This window comes from Aeromonas sp. 2692-1, from assembly GCF_013085505.1.
In the GTDB taxonomy this organism is placed as follows: Bacteria; Pseudomonadota; Gammaproteobacteria; order Enterobacterales; family Aeromonadaceae; genus Aeromonas; species Aeromonas hydrophila.
Window position 1 is genome coordinate 1089169 of sequence record NZ_CP038513.1, and the last position, 16680, is coordinate 1105848.

Here is a 16680-nt window from a genome sequence, read left to right on the forward strand (position 1 = left end):
TTCAGGGAGTGGGGCAAGGATAATCAGGACCCCAACTGACATGGTCGAGGCGATGCCCATGGCATGGCCTTTCAACAAGGTTGGCAACATGTCCTATTACGAGCACGAGGTGGTCGGTCATCCCGACGTGGAATTGGGGTTGTGTGGCGAGCGTCAGGTACGCTACCGGATCCATGGTGCCGAACGGGCTGGCAGCGGCCTGGTGGTCTATATCCCGGGATTTGGCGGTGATCTGGGTGCCTACAGCCAGATCTTTTGCGAGAAGGTGGCCGCGCAGCACGGCATGGCTGCACTTTGTGTCGACTATTTCTGCATGCGTTCGCGTCCGGCGGTGGGGGCCGCCATCTCCTTGCTGCCAGAGGAGCGTGAGCGTGCTCTCGCTCTGCTGGACTTGCCGGCCAAGACGTCCGATACCGCGCTGTTGCGTGCGCTGGATGGTGTGCAGCCAGCTGCACCGTTGCGCTTTCAGGGGGTGTTGGTGCCACCCGATGGGGCCTACCAGAACTTCGGGGTGATGGCTGCCCTCGATATCCTCAATGCCATCGAAGATGCGATGCTCCGTTACGGTGGCAATCGCGACAACCTGATACTGGTTGGCTCCTCCTACGGCGGTTACCTGGCGCAGCTGGTCAACAAGTTTCGCCCCGGCTATGTCCGCGCCCTGTTTGATAACTCCTCCTGGGCCGAGCCCAATCTGGCCTATGTGGTGGGACGGGACATCGGCGCGGTGGAGTACCAGTGCAGCCTGCAAGGTGGAGTGGAGCTGGCGCTGTGCGTGGACTCTCCCTGGCGGATGGTGGCCGGGCACCCGCACGAATTCGATGTGGATGCCTTCATCATCCGGGCGTTCAGTGCCTCCCAGCTCGATCAGATGGCCGCGCAGGGGGGGACGCAGACCTTCTGTTTGATGGTGCACGCCATCCATGACGCCATCGCCCCTGCCGATGCCAAACTGGCCATGGCACGCGCCATGCTGGCACGGGGCTTCAATGCCGAGCTGATCTTGTTCGACGAGTCGAGTGTCGATGGTGAGTTCATTCGCAACATGGAGCACGGCATGGGGCTTTCCATGCTGCAGTTCTTCGCGCAGGGGCTGGCGCTGCTGGCCGAACGCTCGCCTGCCTTTACGGCCACTCGCGCCGCCGAGGTGACTCTGCATGCCGGTCACTCGGTCTATCAGCTGAACTTTGCCAACCCTGAGGTGCGGCTGCAACGCCAGCGTATCGAGGCCTGACGGCCTCCGCCGAGAGCCTGGCGCAGGGTGCTTGCCAATAAACAACGGGGGCTTGGCCCCCGTTGTTGTTATCGATGGCTCGCGGCTCAGAGCTTGAACAGCGGGCGCAGGCGGATGCCGATCAGGCTGCCGGCGAGGGCCATCAGCATCCAGACCCAGCCGTGCAGGCTGCCGGAGGCGGTGCCGTCGAAGAAACCGCCGAGGTTGCAGGCGCTGTACATGGCGCCCATCCCCATCAGCAGGCCGCCGAGGATGGAGGCCAGGCTGTTGCCGAGCCGCATCGGGGCGAAGGTGCCGCCACCGCTAATGCAGCGCGCCAGCATGGCCCCCAGGATCCCCAGCCAGAACATGCCGACCATGGGGTTGATGAACAGCGGTTGGGCCAGCTTGGGGTTCCCCTCGAACAGGCCGAACAGGGAGGCACCGCGCAGCGCCATGTCATAGACGGCGCCGGTGATGGTCCAGGCCGAGCCGTGCAGGGCGACGACGCTGGAGTTGAGCAGAGCTATGATGATGCCGCCGGTCAGCACGGTGAAGCGGCCGTCGCGCCAGAACAGGTTGCCACCGCTGAAGAGGGGCTTGAGCTCGCCGGTACGCTTGAGCTCGCTCTTGCGAAACAGCAGGAACAGTGCGGCGACCAGCGCCAGGTTGAGCAGCATGCCGCTCCAGAGATTGCCGGTCAGGTCTTTTGCCAGTACCACATGGCTGGAGAAGGTGGCCTCCAGTTCGGGGCGGAGCTGGTTGCTGATCAGGGTGCCTATGCCGTAGCAGAGCAGCACCAGCCAGAAGCGGGGTTGCCCCTCGCCGCAGCAGTAAAGGGTGCCGGTGGCGCAGACGCCCGCCAGCTGCATGCCGATGCCGAACAGGAAGGCGCCGACGATGAAGGGAATGCCGATAGCCATCACGTTGCCCACCATGGCATCGCCAAACAGGGCGTGGCTAAAGGAGAGGAAGCAGGTGAACAGCAGAATTTCGATGGCGATGGTGAGCAGGTGAACCCGCACGTAGTAGCTGTTGCGCTTGGTCAGCATCTCGCGCCAACCGAACACGATGCCGAAGCGGCTGAAGGAGAGGGTGAAGCCGAAGCCGAATCCGATCAGGGCCATCAGAGCCCATTTCATACCAAAGGTGTTGCCGAGCCAGAGTAACGCTCCCCCCGCGATTGCCACGATGGGGAGCGACCATTTTCGATTCATGCCTGTTGATCCTTATAGCTGGATGAAGAATTGGGAGTGCGGATCCTATTCCCTCATTGAGTCCAAGGCTATCGATTTAACCCTGCGGGGCGCGAATGGGGGCAGGACAGACCCTGCCCCGGGGATCAGTGGCGGGATGGTGGCGCGAGGTGAAAGTGCTGGGTCTGGCGGGTCAGTGCCTGGGAGTTAGTCGCTACCGTATCGGCTTCGCTCGCCGCATGGCGGGCGCTGTCGTTGACCTTGGCCGCAAGGCGGGACATCTCGCCGACGTTGCTGTTGATGGCGTGGATCAGGCTCTTCTCCTGCTCCAGCAGGGCTCCGACCTGATCGATCCGTTGGCAGATCTCGCCGCAGCCCTGCTCAATGCTGGTGATGCTCTGCTTGGCGTCGGCCACGTGCTCCACCGTTTTGCCCACCCTGGCCAGCTCGGTGTCCATCTCGTTGACGGCCCGCTGGCTGGTATCCTGGATCCGGCCGATGATGCTGGTGATCTCCGTCGTGGCCTCGCCGGTGCGGCTGGCAAGGGAGCGCACCTCGTCGGCTACGACCGCAAAGCCGCGCCCCTGTTCACCGGCCCGGGCGGCTTCGATGGCGGCGTTGAGCGCCAGCAGGTTGGTCTGCTCGGCGATGCCGTGAATGGCCCCCGCCAGACCGGAGATCTGCTGGGACAGGCCGGCCAGGTCGCCGATGGTGCCGGAGACCCGCCTCACTCCGTCAGCCTGGGCACGGATCACCTGCTCCACCTCCTGAATGACCAGCCGGGTGGCATTGGCGTGGGCCTCGGAGCCCGAGGTCATGCCGGTGACCTGCTGCAGCTGGGCATCGCTTTGCTGGATCAGGGCCTGCAGTTGCTCGATCACCTCTTCCACCTGACGGGCTGCGTCCACCTGGGCCAGGCTGTCGTCCACATGCTGGCGGGAGAGGCTGCTCAAGCCGGTGGCCTGCTGATGCAGCGTTCCTGCACTCTGCTGCAGGGCGGCGACCAGGGTGGAGAGTTGATCCCGCATCCGGCCAATGCGCTGTATCAGATCGCCGATGGCATCGTCGCCGGGAGGCGGCATGGGGCTGTCGAGGGCCCCCTCCGCAATGGCTGCGGTCGCCTTGCCGGCGGCCAGCAACCGTTGCTGGGTCGGTCGGCCCAGCCAGAAGACCAGGGCGCAGCCGGTCAGCGCGGCGACGAGCAGAAGCCAGTAGCACATCCGGGCGGTGAGGCTGAGCTGCGCCAGCTGCTCGGCGGCATACTGGCTGCCACGGCTGACGGTGGCATCGACTCCAAGCCTGTGGGCCAGGTACAGGGTGCGCAGCTGGGCGGCGATGGCCGCTGCCTGCTCGAGCCGGCCGGCCTGCACGGCCGGAATGAACTGACTGTCGAGCAGTTGCCAGAAACGTTCGGCCTGGGTGCGCTGTTCCCCCAGCAGGCTCTGCTTGAGCTGGTCGTCGAGTGTGCTCTCCTGCCAGAAGCGATTGCGGTCGTTGAACTCCTGCTCCAGGCGGGCGAGCGATTGCAGCAACCCCTCCCGCTCGCTCGCCGCGGCATGCAGCAGGGTATAGACCTGCAGTTGCGCCTCGATGAGGTAGAGCGGGGGCGGCAGTATGTCCGCGACGACATCCTTGCCTTCGCCCATCTTGTCCGCTGCGCTCTTCACCGAGTAGAGGCCAAAGAAGCTGATGGATATCAGGATGATGAAGATCAATATACCCAGCGCCTGGCTGAACAGCAGCGAACGATCATGGATTGCCTTGAACATGTAACCCCCATATGAATCCGGCACATGGATAGCATAGTCCCATCCCGTATAAAGACCTGCCGCGCGGGCCATATCGCGGCGGGCGTTGCTGTCAGTGAGGGCTGACGGAGCGATCGACATCACGGCCGGTCGGTTGAGCCATTCTCAAATAGGCGTTGAGAAGCGTTCGCGAAAAAATAGGAGAATGGCAATTCATGGCTGGTGATTTATTAAAATATGAATTTATATTTTGCGCCGCCAAATATTTCTGGGTAGAATCTTGGCGTGTTATCAACAGATGGAAGGATATTATGGAAAGCGACAGTTGTAGCCGATTGCACAGCGCGATGTGGGCTAATCAGAACTGAGGTTGATATCCCTTCTTCTCCCTCACTCTGATCGCTCAGAGTGTGGCATCTAGCGAGTCATCTCGACTCTTGCAACCCAGTCCCGCCGGGATCTGCGTTGCTCCCCGGATTGTTCCACTCCCTCTGCGAGCCATGCCGCCTCGCGCCCCAGCAATTGCACGCCTTGCCACGTACGCCCTTTGTCATGGGCCCGGGGCTGCCCGTTGCGCCCGTTCACCGGATCTTTGGTGGGCAGGGACAAACAGGCCGGCGTGAAATAACAGGATGGACAGTTCGTATTGAAAACAATGTGGTTTTCGATAGGCTGCGTTGCGAATTTAAATAATGAAGGTCTCTTCTTTATATATTTTGAAATATGCGCTGGCTATTTCTCAATATATTCATGGGGTGCGGTTGATTTCTCATGTGACCGGACCATGAACCCTCCTCATTATTATTCGGCCATCATGCCGTTATTGTTGCCTGTGGTTATCCTGATCTCCTTTATCGGTCCTGGTCGCCCTGTTGCGGCCCTTGCCTCCTGCCGATAACGCCGCCGTGCGGATCTGCCCGCCGGTGACGACCTGCCGTGCCCTCGATATGCCGGGGCCGGCTTGCTGCCGCTCAACTCGGAGGAACCGTCATGACCGAAGAGCCCAAACCTAGACCCTCGGGGTCCACGCCTACCCACTCCTGATCCCCCTGCGGGGAACGGGATGCGGTGTCCTGACCCCTGATCCGACCCGAGCATGCCGGTGTGGTCGCGCAGACTGCTGTCTGCGGGCGCCCCGTGTGCGGCGGCTGCCTGTTCGCTGCCGGGTCCATTGCCTTTTCACATCAGTACTGACGCCAGGCCCGGCCCGCGACAGGGCCCGCTTGCGCGTAGAAATCAGGATAACGAGTCATGAAACAACAACATACCGCCAGCCGGCACAAGCAGCAGGGGTTCGTTGCCCCGGCCAGTGCCAAGGAGAAGCTCTCCTCCCGGGTGCTCGATGAGGCCGACAAGTCCCTCGAGTACACCCTCACCGCCGTGCGCGGCAACATCGACGGCCTCACCGCGACCGAGGCCGCCAACCGCCTGATCCAGTTTGGTCCCAACGAGGTGACCCACGACAAGCCGCCCCATGCGCTGATCCAGCTGCTGCAGGCGTTCAAGAACCCCTTCGTGATGGTGCTGATCGTGCTCGGGCTGGTCAGTTACGTGATGGACGTGCTGATGGCCGAGCCGGGTGACGAGGACTGGGTCAAGGTGATCATCCTCGGCGTCATGGTGGGCCTGAGCGGTCTGCTGCGGTTCTGGCAGGAGTACCGCTCCGCCAAGGCGGCCGAAGCGCTCAAGTCGCTGGTGCGCAACACTGCCACCGTGCAGCGCCGTCCTTCGCCCGGGGTCGCCCCCCAGCGCAAGGAGGTGGCGATGACCGAGCTGGTGGCCGGTGACATAGTGCACCTGCAGGCGGGGGACATGATCCCGGCCGACATCAAGCTGATCGAGTCCCGCGATCTCTTCATCAGCCAGGCGGTGCTGACCGGCGAAGCGCTGCCGGTGGAGAAGTACGACACCCTGGGCGCCGTGGCCGGCAAGTCGGCGGACGGCACCGGCGCAGGGGAGGCGGGACTGCTCGATCTGCCCAACATCTGCTTCATGGGCACCAACGTGGTGAGCGGTACCGCCCGTGCCGTGGTGGTGGCCACCGGCAGCGACACCTACTTTGGTTCGCTGGCCCGCAACGTGGTGAGCCACAAGCGCATCGAGACCAGCTTCGATCGCGGCGTGAACAGCGTCACCAAGCTGCTGATCCGCTTCATGCTGGTGATGGTGCCCATCGTCTTCATGCTGAGCGGGGTCAGCAGCGGTGACTGGATGTCGGCGCTCACCTTCGCGCTGGCGGTGGCGGTGGGGCTCACCCCCGAGATGCTGCCGATGATCGTCTCCGCCAACCTGGCGCGCGGCGCGGTGGCCATGGCCAAGCGCAAGGTGGTGGTGAAGCGGCTCAACTCGGTGCAGAACTTCGGCGCCATGGACGTGCTCTGCACCGACAAGACCGGCACCCTGACCCAGGACAAGATCATCCTCGAGCACCACTACGACGTGCGTGGCAAACGGGACGACCGGATCCTGCAGCTGGCCTGGCTCAACAGCTTTCACCAGAGCGGCATGAAGAACCTGATGGACATCGCGGTGGTCGAGCACGCCGATGCGCTGGGGGAGAGCTGCAAGCCGGCCAACTACCGCAAGGTGGACGAGCTGCCGTTCGACTTCGTGCGCCGGCGCCTGTCGGTGATTGTGCAGGACGATCTGGGCCAGCAGCTGATGGTTTCCAAGGGGGCGGTGGAAGAGATGCTGGCCGTCTCCAGCCAGATCGCCGATGGCCAGGAGGTTAGGGTGCTGACCGACGCGGATCGCCGCGCCCTGCTGCGCCAGAGCGAGGAGTTCAACGCCGAGGGCTATCGGGTGCTGATCGTGGCGACCCGCGAGATCCCGGCGGGCGAGTGCAAGCAGAGCTATCGCACCAGCGACGAGGTCAAGCTGGTGGTGCGCGGCTTCCTCACCTTCTTCGATCCGCCCAAAGACTCGGCCGCACCGGCCATCCGTGCCCTTAACGACTACGGGGTAGCGGTCAAGGTGCTGACCGGTGACAACCCCATCATCACCAGCAAGGTGTGCCGCGATGTGGGGCTGGAGCCCGGCGTGCCGCTGCTTGGCAAGGATATCGAGGTGATGGACGACGTGGCGCTGTGCACAGTGGTCAAGCACACCACCATCTTCGCCAAGCTCACCCCGCTGCAGAAATCGCGGGTAGTGAAGGCGCTGCAGGCCAACGGCAATACCGTGGGTTTCCTCGGCGACGGCATCAACGATGCGCCGGCGCTGCGGGATGCGGACGTGGGGATCTCGGTGGACAGCGGTGCCGACATCGCCAAGGAGACCGCCGACATCATCCTGCTGGAGAAGAGCCTGATGGTGCTGGAGGAGGGGGTGATCAAGGGGCGCGAGACCTTTGGCAACATCTTGAAGTACCTCAACATGACGGCCAGCTCCAACTTCGGCAATGTCTTCTCGGTGCTGGTGGCCTCCGCCTGGCTGCCCTGGGCGCCCATGCTGGCGATGCAGATGCTGATCCAGAACTTGGTGTACGACGTCTCCCAGATGCTGCTGCCGTGGGACAAGATGGACCCCGAGTTCCTCAAGCGCCCGCGCAAGTGGGAGGCGAGCAACATCAAGCGCTTCATGCTGTGGCTCGGCCCGACCTCGTCGGTGTTCGACATCAGCACCTACTGCCTGATGTGGTTCGTGTTCGGTGCCGGTGCTCTCTATGCCACCGCCAACGGCAGCATGGATCCGCTGGTCAACGGTCAGGCCATCATGAACTCCGGCTGGTTCATCGAGGGGCTGGTGTCGCAGACCCTGGTGGTGCACATGCTGCGTACCCGCAAGATCCCGTTCCTGCAGAGTACCGCCACCCTGCCGGTGCTGCTCTCCACCTCGATCGCCATCGCCATCGGCTGCTACCTGCCGTTCTCGCCGCTGGCCGAGCACTTCGGCTTCATCACCCTGGATGGGCCCAAGTACTTCATGTGGCTGGTGATCACCATGCTGGCCTACATGGGGCTGACCCAGACCGTCAAGAGCATCTACATCAAGCGCCACGGCCAGTGGTTCTGATGAAGGGCGAGTGAGAGGGCCGGTTACCCGGCCAGGAACAATGAATGCAAAGAGGGATGGCTTGTGCCATCCCTCTTTTTTATGGCTGGCACACGGGTGTCAGTGCAGGACCAGGGCATAGGCCTCGCCGGCCATGCCGGTCAGGATGGAGAGGCTGACGGCGCCAAACAGCAGGCCGGTGACCAGATTGAGCGGACGCTGCACGCGGCCAAGCAGGCGCTGGGCCCGCACGGTGGAGAGGCTCCAGGCCAGCACGCCGAACCAGATCAGAGAGAGCAGGAACAGCTCCAGCACCAGCAGGCCGCGAGTCAGGCCGTCTACCTGGGGCGTCACCATGGCGGCCAGCAGCCCCATGAAGAACAGCAATGCCTTGGGGTTGAGCAGGTTGGTGGCAATGCCGCGCTGCACCCCCTTGCGCCAGCCTTGCGCCTCGCCGCCGGCGTGCAGGGCGAGCTCGGCCGAGCTGTGCCAGGCCGCCTTGAGCGCTCCCCAGCCGAGCCAGCCCAGATAGAGGGCGCCGACCACCTTCACCGTCATGAACAGCCAGGGGTGTTCGGCAATCAGCAGGCTGATGCCGGTGAGGCTGAGGGTAGCGTGCACCAGGATGGCGAGTGCGATGCCGAGTGCTGCGCCCAGCGCGGTGGGCCTGTGCAGGCTGGTGCGCAGGATCAGCGCGAAGTCCGGGCCCGGGCTCGCCAGGGCGATGAGATGGATGAGACCTATGGTCAGAAACAGGCTGGTGAACATGGAAACCTCTGGGACAGTATCGAGTTCACAGCATGGCGGATTGCGGGGTCGCCGGATTGTAAAAGATTGCAGTGCGGAGTTAGTCGGCGTGCCCACTGGCGGCCAGCATCTGCTGGCGAAAATCGGCGGGGGTGAGGCCGAACGCCTGGCGAAAGCCGTGGTGGAAGTGGCTCTGATCGAAGAAGCCGACCGCCAGCGCCACCTCGCTCACCGGCAGGCCGCTGCCGAGCAGGCGCTTGCTCTGTTCGAGCCGTAGTCGCTTGAGCCAGGCGTAGGGGGTCATGCCGGTCTTCTTCTTGAACTGGCGCAGGAAGGCGAAGCGATCCAGTCCGAACAGGGCGGCCAGATCCTCCAGACTGTGGCGTTCATCCAGCCGGGCCAGCAGATGGTCGCGCAGATACCTGAGCTGGGGGTCGGCCAGGGCGTGGCGCTCCGGTGCCAGGTGCAGCAGCTCGCCGAGCAGGGCCAGCAGCTCGCTCTCCGCCAGCAGGCCGTCGGGGCTGGGGTTGTCCAGGTACATGTGCAGCCGGGCAAAGCCCTGATAGAGGTCGGGGCGGCGTTGCAGCCCCTGGTCGAAGAAGGGTTCCGGGCTGTCCGGCAGCCAGCGGGCCAGCTGCTCGGGGGCGATGGCGAACACCCGCACCTCGTACCCTTCCGGCAGCAGGCTGAGGCCGTCGTGCATCTCGTCCGGGTTGACGGTGGAGAGCTCGCCGCGCACCAGATGGTGGCTGCTGCCCTTGTGGATGAATTTCTGGCCGCCCTGCTGCACCAGACCTATGTGGTAGTCCAGGTGCACATGGCGGCCATAGCTGAACTCCCTGTGGTGGGAGTGGGAGAGTTCAACCCCCGGCAGCAGCCGGGATTGCCAGTAGTGGATGCGGGATTGGGGTGCGCTCATCGACTATTGATAACCTGAAACCCGAACGCGGGCTTGTAGATTATTGCAGTGCTGCGCGCCCTTGCCGTCAAGCCTGCTCCGCTGCCTGCCGGCGCTTGCCGCTGCGCAGTCCGTCCAGACTGAACAGCACCAGCGCGCTCCAGATGAAGGCGAAGGTGATCATCTTGTCCAGCGCCAGCGCCTCGCCATAGAGGGTGACCGCCAGGATGAACATCAGGCTCGGCCCTATGTACTGGAAGAAGCCCAGGGTGGAGAGCTTGAGCCGGGTGGCGGCGGCGGTGAAGCAGAGCAGGGGAGCCGTGGTGACGGCACCGGCGGCGATCAGCAGCAGGTTGAGGTGCCAGTCATTCTGGGTGAGATGGCTGGTGGGGCTGTCGGCAAAGCCCCACAGATAGATGGCGGCCGGCGGCAGCATGATCAGGGTCTCGATCAAGAGGCCGGTCAGCGCATCGAGGGCCAGCTTCTTGCGGATCAGGCCGTAGATGGCGAAGCTCGAGGCCAGCACCAGCGCGATCCAGGGCAGGGAGCCGAAGGCGATGATCTGGATGGCGACTCCGATCGCTGCCAGTCCGACCGCCCACCACTGCAGCCGGCGCAGCTTCTCGCTCAGGAACAGCATGCCGAGCAGCACGTTGAACAGCGGGTTGATGTAGTAGCCGAGGCTGGCATCCAGCATGTGGCCGTTGTTGATGGCCCAGATGAACAGCAGCCAGTTGCCGCCGACCGTGATGGAGGTAAAGGCCAGGGTGAGCAGCACTTTCGGCTGGCGCAGCACCGCCTGTACCTTGTGCCACTGGCGGCCGAGCAGGGTCAGCACCATCAGCAGGGCGCACGACCAGATCATGCGGTGGGTCAGGATTTCGGCGGCCGGCACGGCGGCAATGGTCTTGAAGTAGATGGGGGCCAACCCCCAAAGGGTATAGGCGCACAAGGCGTAGATGACGCCCTGGCGCTGAACGTGTTGCTGCATGCGGATAACCTTCACTGGAGAGTTGGATGCGGGAAAACATCGCAAAAAATCAGTGTAGCGATCCTTTTGCGGGGAAAGAAGTTAATAAATGATGATCAGCGGATTTTAACGGCGTAGTGCCCGGCTCAGCGGCCACCGCCACGGCGGATCTTGTCCACATCCAGCAGCAGCCACAGCATGAGCGCGATGGCGGAGATCCAGGGACCCCAGGTCACGTAGGCCTCACCGTGTCCCAGCATGTAGAACAGCAGCGGCAGTCCTATTACCAGAAACAGTACACTTCCCAGAAAAAATAACATTTTTATCTTTATATTTAAGGGCTTGTCTATTTGATGATTATATCGATTGAGGCCGGCGATGAAAGGGCAAAAATGAAAAAGGGGGATTTCTCCCCCCAATTCGCAGATAAGCGTCATTTCTGATGCTATTCGAGCTGGATCCAGGTGCTTTTCAGCTCGGTGTACTTCTCCAGCGCATGCAATGACTTGTCGCGACCGTTGCCGGACTGCTTGAAGCCGCCGAACGGCATGGTCATGTCGCCGCCATCCCAGTTGTTGACGAACACGGTGCCGGCACGCAGGGCGCGGGAGCCTTTCACCGCCTTGTTGAGATCCGCCGTCCAGATCGCGGCCGCCAGACCGTAGTCGGTGTCGTTGCCCAGCGCAATGGCCTCTTCCAGCGTGTCGAAGCCGGTCACCGCGAGCACGGGGCCGAAGATCTCCTCGCGGAAGATGCGCATCTCGGGGGTCACCTGGTCGAAGATGGTGGGCTCGATGTAGAAGCCGCCGCTCTCGGTATTGGTGCGCTTGCCTCCCAGCAGCAGCTTGGCGCCCTCCTGCTGGCCGATGGCGATGTAGTTGAGCACCTGCTCCATCTGGATGTGGTCCACCATGGCGCCGATGCGGGTGGCAGGGTCGAGCGGGTTGGCCGAGATCCATTCGCGGGCATGGGCCAGCAGCCGGTCCATGAACTGCGGTTTGATGCTGTTTTGCACCAGCAGCCGGGAGGCGGCGGTACACACCTCGCCCTGGTTGTAGAAGATGGCGCCGGCCGCGCTTTTGGCGGCAGCGTCCAGGTCAGGCGCATCCGCCAGTATGATGTTGGGGCTCTTGCCGCCGCACTCCATAAAGGCGCGCTTGAGGTTCGACTTGCCGGAGCACTGCACCAGATGCTTGCCGATCTTGGTGGAGCCGGTGAAGGTGATGCAGTCGACGTCCATGTGCATGGCCAGCGCCTCGCCGACCGTGTGGCCGAAGCCGGGCAGCACGTTGAACACGCCGTCGGGGATGCCTGCTTCCTTGGCCAGACCGGCGATGCGCAGGGCGGTGAGCGGGGATTTCTCGGAGGGTTTGAGAATGACCGAGTTGCCGGTGGCCAGTGCCGGCCCCAGCTTCCAGCAGGCCATCACCAGCGGGAAGTTCCACGGTACGATGGCGGCGACCACCCCGAGCGGTTCGCGGGTCACCAGCGCCAGGGCGGACTCCTCGACCGGCGCGACCTGATCGTAGATCTTGTCGATGGCCTCTGCGTTCCAAGCGATGCAGTTGGCGGCGGCGGGGGCGTCATAACCCATGGCGTCACCGATGGGCTTGCCCATGTCGAGCGATTCCAGCAGTGCCAGCTCCACCAGATTGAGCCGCATCAGTTCGGCGAAGCGCTGCAGGATCTGCTTGCGCTGCTTGGGCGACAGACCGCTCCAGCGTTTGTCGTCAAAGGCGGCGCGGGCGGCCTGCACCGCCAGTTCGGCATCGGCGGCGTCGCAGGCGGCGACCTTGGTCAGCAGCTTGCCGTTGGCCGGGTTGATGCAGTCGAAGGTGGCGCCGTTGATGGCGTCCCGGTAGCTGCCATCGATGAAGGCTTGCGAGGGCAGGGTCAGGTGGGAGGCCTTGTGTTGCCACTGGGCCAGGGTCAGGTCACTCATGTTCACTCCTTGAACCGGCAAAAAGTCAGTTTCCGCGTATCAATATGCTAAACATCCTGCCGCTTGTAAATCCATCTTGTAACAATTCGTTAAACACTTTGCCAGTTTGGCCTCATCCGGAATTCATCTCGGCGAGGGTTTTCGGTGGGGCAAACCGCACCGCAAGCGCGGCCGTCGGCGCCTGCCAAACCGACGCCCGGTACTAAGGGGCAGGTCGTGGTGCTGGGTCCGCCAAAGGGGAGGAGCTCCCCTCTCATGGCTTAGAAGCTGGCGGGGGTGTTGGCCGAGATCAGCACGCATTCGTGCTCATCCACATTGCGAAAACGGTGCGGGGTGCGGCTGTCGAAGTAGTAGCCGTCCCCCGGCGCCAGCAGATAGACCTGCTCGCCGACGGTGACTTCCACCTGACCCTGGATGACGATGCCGCACTCTTCGCCTTCGTGGCTCAGCATGTCGTCGCCGGTGTCGGCGCCCGGTGGCAGTATCTCCTGCATCATGCCGATGGCGCGGTTGGCGCGGCTGTGGCCCACCAGGCGGTAGCTGATGGGGTGGGTGCCGAGATCCGGCATGTCGGCGGCGCGGAAGATCACCTCGGAATCCATCTCCGTCTCATCGGTGAAGAAGGTGGCCAGGGACATGGGAATGCCTTCCAGCACCTTGCGCAGGGAAGCGACCGAGGGGCTCACCTGATTTTTCTCGATCTGGGAGATAAAGCCGTTGGTCACACCGGAGCGTTTGGCCAGCTCGCGCTGGGAGAGGGCGGCTTTGGTGCGAACCGCCTTGAGGCGGTGACCGATATCCATCGATAGACACTCCTTGACTGTTTACTATTATTAAATTTGTGTTAAATATCTTATACCACCCCGCTCAGAGCAGCTAGCCGGGTGACACCATATGGGGCAAGTTTGAGCCCTTTTTTAAGATTTTAGGTGTTTAATTTAATAGGCATTGGCCGACAGTTACTAAACACCTTAAGGATGAGGTGACCATGAAACCGATCAGCGACATCAATACGCCCTCCGACATGTCCGCCTTCTGGATGCCGTTCACCGCCAACCAGCAGTTCAAGGCGGCGCCGCGCATCCTGAAGTCGGCCGAGGGAATGTATTATCACTCAGAGGATGGCCGCAAGATACTGGATGGCACCGCCGGGCTCTGGTGTTGCAACGCGGGTCATGGTCGGCGCGAGATTGCCGAGGCGGTCTCCCAGCAGATTTCCCACCTCGATTTTGCCCCCACGTTCCAGATGGGGCACCCCCTGCCGTTCGAGCTGGCCAACCGGCTGGTGGAGATCGCCCCCAAGGGCTTCGGCCACGTCTTTTATACCAACTCCGGTTCGGAATCGGTGGATACCGCGCTCAAGATCGCGCTGGCCTGGCAGCGGGCGCGCGGCCAGGGCACCCGTACCCGGCTGATCGGCCGTGAGCGCGGTTACCACGGGGTCGGCTTCGGCGGCATCTCGGTGGGCGGCATTCCCGGCAACCGCAAGTGGTTCGGCTCCCTGCTGGGCGGGGTGGATCACCTGCCCCACACCCTCAACATCGCCAAGAATGCCTTCACCAAGGGGCTGCCCGAGGAGGATGTGGCACTGGCCGACGAGCTGGAGAAGATCGTCTTCCTGCACGATGCCAGCAACATAGCGGCAGTGATTGTCGAGCCCATCGCCGGCAGTACCGGCGTGCTGATGCCCCCCAAAGGCTACCTCAAGCGGCTGCGGGAGATCTGTACCAAACATGGCATCCTGCTGATCTTCGACGAGGTGATCACCGGTTTCGGCCGCCTCGGTGCTCCCTTCGCCGCCCAGGAGTTCGACGTCATCCCCGACATGATCACCTGTGCCAAGGGGCTGACCAATGGCGCCATCCCCATGGGAGCCGTGCTGGTGAGCAACGCCATCTATGACGACATGATGACGGCCGGCAAGGGGGCCATCGAGCTGTTCCACGGCTACACCTACTCGGGCCATCCGGTGGCCGCCGCCGCCGGCCTCGCGACCCTCGAAATCTATCGCAACGAGAACCTGCTGAACCGCGCCGCCGATCTGGCGGGCTACTGGGAGGAGGCGGCCCATTCGCTCAAGGGCTGCAAGCACGTGAAGGATGTGCGCAACTACGGGCTGGTAGCGGGCATCGAGCTCGAATCCATGCCGGATGCGCCGGGCAAACGCGCCTACGAGGTGTTCGTGCGCTGCTTCGAGAAGGGGGCGCTGATCCGGGTCACCGGCGACATCATCGCCCTGTCGCCGCCCCTCATCATCGAGCGCAGCCAGATCGACGATCTCTTCACCCTGCTGCAGGACGCCCTGCAGGCCCAGGACTGACTTTTAACCGGTTGATGGCGCCCGTCGCGGCGCCACTTGCCCGTGCCTGCTCTCCGGGGCGGCGCGGGCAGGCACGCATTACCCATCACGGAGGATTTATGACATACAGGGTCAGCAACTTCATCGACGGCGAGACGACCGAGAGCCGCAGCGAGCGCTTCGGGGCCATCTTCAATCCGGCCACCGGCCAGCAGCAGGGCCAGGTGGTGCTCAGCACCGCCGCCGAGTGCCAGGATGCCATCGCCAGCGCCGAGCGCGCCCTGGCCGACTGGGCGCAGACTCCGCCACTGGTGCGGGCCCGGGTGCTGTTTCGCTTCAAGGAGCTGATGGAGCAGCACAGAGACGATTTGGCGCGGCTGATCAGTCGCGAGCACGGCAAGGTGTTCTCCGACGCTCAGGGCGAGCTGACCCGTGGCCTCGAGGTGGTGGAGTTTGCCTGCGGCATTCCCCATCTGCTCAAGGGGGAGCACTCCCTCAACGTGGGCCGCGGGGTCGACAGCCACTCCATGATGCAGCCGGTGGGGGTCTGCGCCGGCATCACCCCGTTCAACTTCCCGGCCATGGTGCCGCTGTGGATGTTCCCGGTGGCCATCGCCTGCGGCAACACCTTCATCCTCAAGCCCTCCGAGAAGGATCCGTCCCTCTCCCTGCGCATGGCCGAGCTGCTCAAGCAGGCGGGTCTGCCGGACGGGGTGCTCAACGTGGTCAACGGCGACAAGGAGGTGGTGGACGTGCTGCTGACCGACCCGCGGGTCGGTGCCGTGTCGTTCGTCGGCTCAACTCCCATCGCCCAGTACATCTATGCCACCGCCTCGGCCCACGGCAAGCGAGTGCAGGCGCTGGGCGGTGCCAAGAACCACATGCTGGTGATGCCGGATGCGGATCTCGAGCTGGCGGTCTCCGCCCTGATGGGGGCGGCCTATGGTGCGGCCGGCGAGCGCTGCATGGCCATTTCGGTGGCCGTGGTGGTGGGGGACGAGACGGCCGATGCGCTGGTAGCCAGGCTGTCGCCGCTGGTGGCGGCGCTGCGGGTGGGCCCGGGTCTGGGCCAGAGCCCGGAGAACGAGATGGGGCCGCTCATCAGCCGCGAGCACCTGGCCAAGGTGCGCGGCTATGTGGATCAGGGGGTGGCCGAGGGGGCCGAGCTGGTGGTGGACGGCCGGGGCCTGAGCCACGGCGAGGGTTACTTCATCGGCGGCAGCCTGTTCGACCGGGTCGGCCCCGAGATGCGCATCTATCGGGAGGAGATCTTCGGCCCGGTGCTGGCCATCGTGCGGGCGCCGGACTACGAGACGGCGCTCAAGCTCATCAACGAGCACGAGTACGGCAACGGCACCGCCATCTTCACCTGTGACGGCGACACCGCGCGGGACTTCACCGCCCGCGTGCAGGTCGGTATGGTAGGGGTGAACGTTCCCATCCCGGTGCCCATGGCGTTTCACAGCTTTGGTGGCTGGAAGCGGTCCATCTTCGGGCCGCTCAACATGCACGGGCCGGATGGGGTGCGCTTCTATACCCGGATGAAGACGGTGACTGCCCGCTGGCCCCAGAGCCTGCGGGCGGGCGCGGAGTTCTCCATGCCGACCATGAAGTAATCAACCATGCAGCAGCTAGCCCGGACATGGCCCGGTGGCAGGAATCCACCTTCGTTCG

The 16680-nt window shown here is 63.5% G+C and carries 12 protein-coding genes; 4 read left to right on the plus strand and 8 right to left on the minus strand.

The features are described 5' to 3' along the window. Positions 1-40 precede the first annotated feature (40 nt). Positions 41-1234, plus strand: a complete 1194-nt coding sequence (locus E5E97_RS05330; RefSeq protein ID WP_162902070.1) for a DUF2920 family protein — start codon at positions 41-43, stop codon at positions 1232-1234. A gap of 86 nt (positions 1235-1320) precedes the next feature. On the opposite strand, the gene E5E97_RS05335 is transcribed toward E5E97_RS05330, so the two are convergent. Beyond that, positions 1321-2430 (minus strand): YeeE/YedE thiosulfate transporter family protein, encoded by a 1110-nt coding sequence (locus tag E5E97_RS05335; RefSeq protein ID WP_171279957.1) that lies wholly within the window; start codon positions 2428-2430, stop codon positions 1321-1323. Positions 2431-2555: 125 nt separating this feature from the next. Beyond that, complete coding sequence (locus E5E97_RS05340; RefSeq protein ID WP_171279958.1) at positions 2556-4178, minus strand: methyl-accepting chemotaxis protein; 1623 nt, start codon at positions 4176-4178, stop codon at positions 2556-2558. A gap of 1230 nt (positions 4179-5408) precedes the next feature. Between E5E97_RS05340 and mgtA the strand changes: the two genes are divergently transcribed. Continuing rightward, the gene (gene mgtA, locus E5E97_RS05345; protein WP_171279959.1) at positions 5409-8171 is read left to right on the plus strand and encodes a magnesium-translocating P-type ATPase; all 2763 of its coding nucleotides are present in this window, start codon (positions 5409-5411) and stop codon (positions 8169-8171) included. A 99-nt stretch (positions 8172-8270) separates the two neighbouring features. Here mgtA and E5E97_RS05350 read toward each other — a convergent pair whose 3' ends face one another. The 6 genes from E5E97_RS05350 to E5E97_RS05375 all read right to left on the minus strand — a co-directional run bounded on the left by E5E97_RS05350 (position 8271) and on the right by E5E97_RS05375 (position 13510). Then, on the minus strand, positions 8271-8918 hold the full coding sequence (locus E5E97_RS05350; RefSeq protein ID WP_168755424.1) for a LysE family translocator: 648 nt from the start codon (positions 8916-8918) through the stop codon (positions 8271-8273). Between the two features lie 79 nt (positions 8919-8997). Beyond that, a complete protein-coding gene (locus E5E97_RS05355; RefSeq protein WP_011704248.1) occupies positions 8998-9816 on the minus strand; it encodes an AraC family transcriptional regulator in 819 nt (272 codons plus the stop codon). A gap of 67 nt (positions 9817-9883) precedes the next feature. Beyond that, complete coding sequence (gene rarD, locus E5E97_RS05360) at positions 9884-10786, minus strand: EamA family transporter RarD (protein ID WP_011704249.1); 903 nt, start codon at positions 10784-10786, stop codon at positions 9884-9886. Between the two features lie 125 nt (positions 10787-10911). Then, on the minus strand, positions 10912-11085 hold the full coding sequence (locus tag E5E97_RS05365; protein ID WP_016349064.1) for a hypothetical protein: 174 nt from the start codon (positions 11083-11085) through the stop codon (positions 10912-10914). 125 nt (positions 11086-11210) lie between these two features. Continuing rightward, on the minus strand, positions 11211-12707 hold the full coding sequence (locus tag E5E97_RS05370; RefSeq protein WP_171279960.1) for an aldehyde dehydrogenase: 1497 nt from the start codon (positions 12705-12707) through the stop codon (positions 11211-11213). Positions 12708-12967: 260 nt separating this feature from the next. Continuing rightward, a complete protein-coding gene (locus E5E97_RS05375) occupies positions 12968-13510 on the minus strand; it encodes a cupin domain-containing protein (protein WP_005307724.1) in 543 nt (180 codons plus the stop codon). Between the two features lie 185 nt (positions 13511-13695). On the opposite strand from E5E97_RS05375, the gene E5E97_RS05380 reads away from it, so the two are divergent. Together E5E97_RS05380 and E5E97_RS05385 are read left to right on the plus strand one after the other, a co-directional pair. Next, positions 13696-15027, plus strand: a complete 1332-nt coding sequence (locus E5E97_RS05380; protein WP_118882113.1) for an aspartate aminotransferase family protein — start codon at positions 13696-13698, stop codon at positions 15025-15027. Between the two features lie 98 nt (positions 15028-15125). Beyond that, a complete protein-coding gene (locus E5E97_RS05385; RefSeq protein WP_043126516.1) occupies positions 15126-16622 on the plus strand; it encodes a CoA-acylating methylmalonate-semialdehyde dehydrogenase in 1497 nt (498 codons plus the stop codon). The last annotated feature ends 58 nt before the right edge of the window (positions 16623-16680 follow it).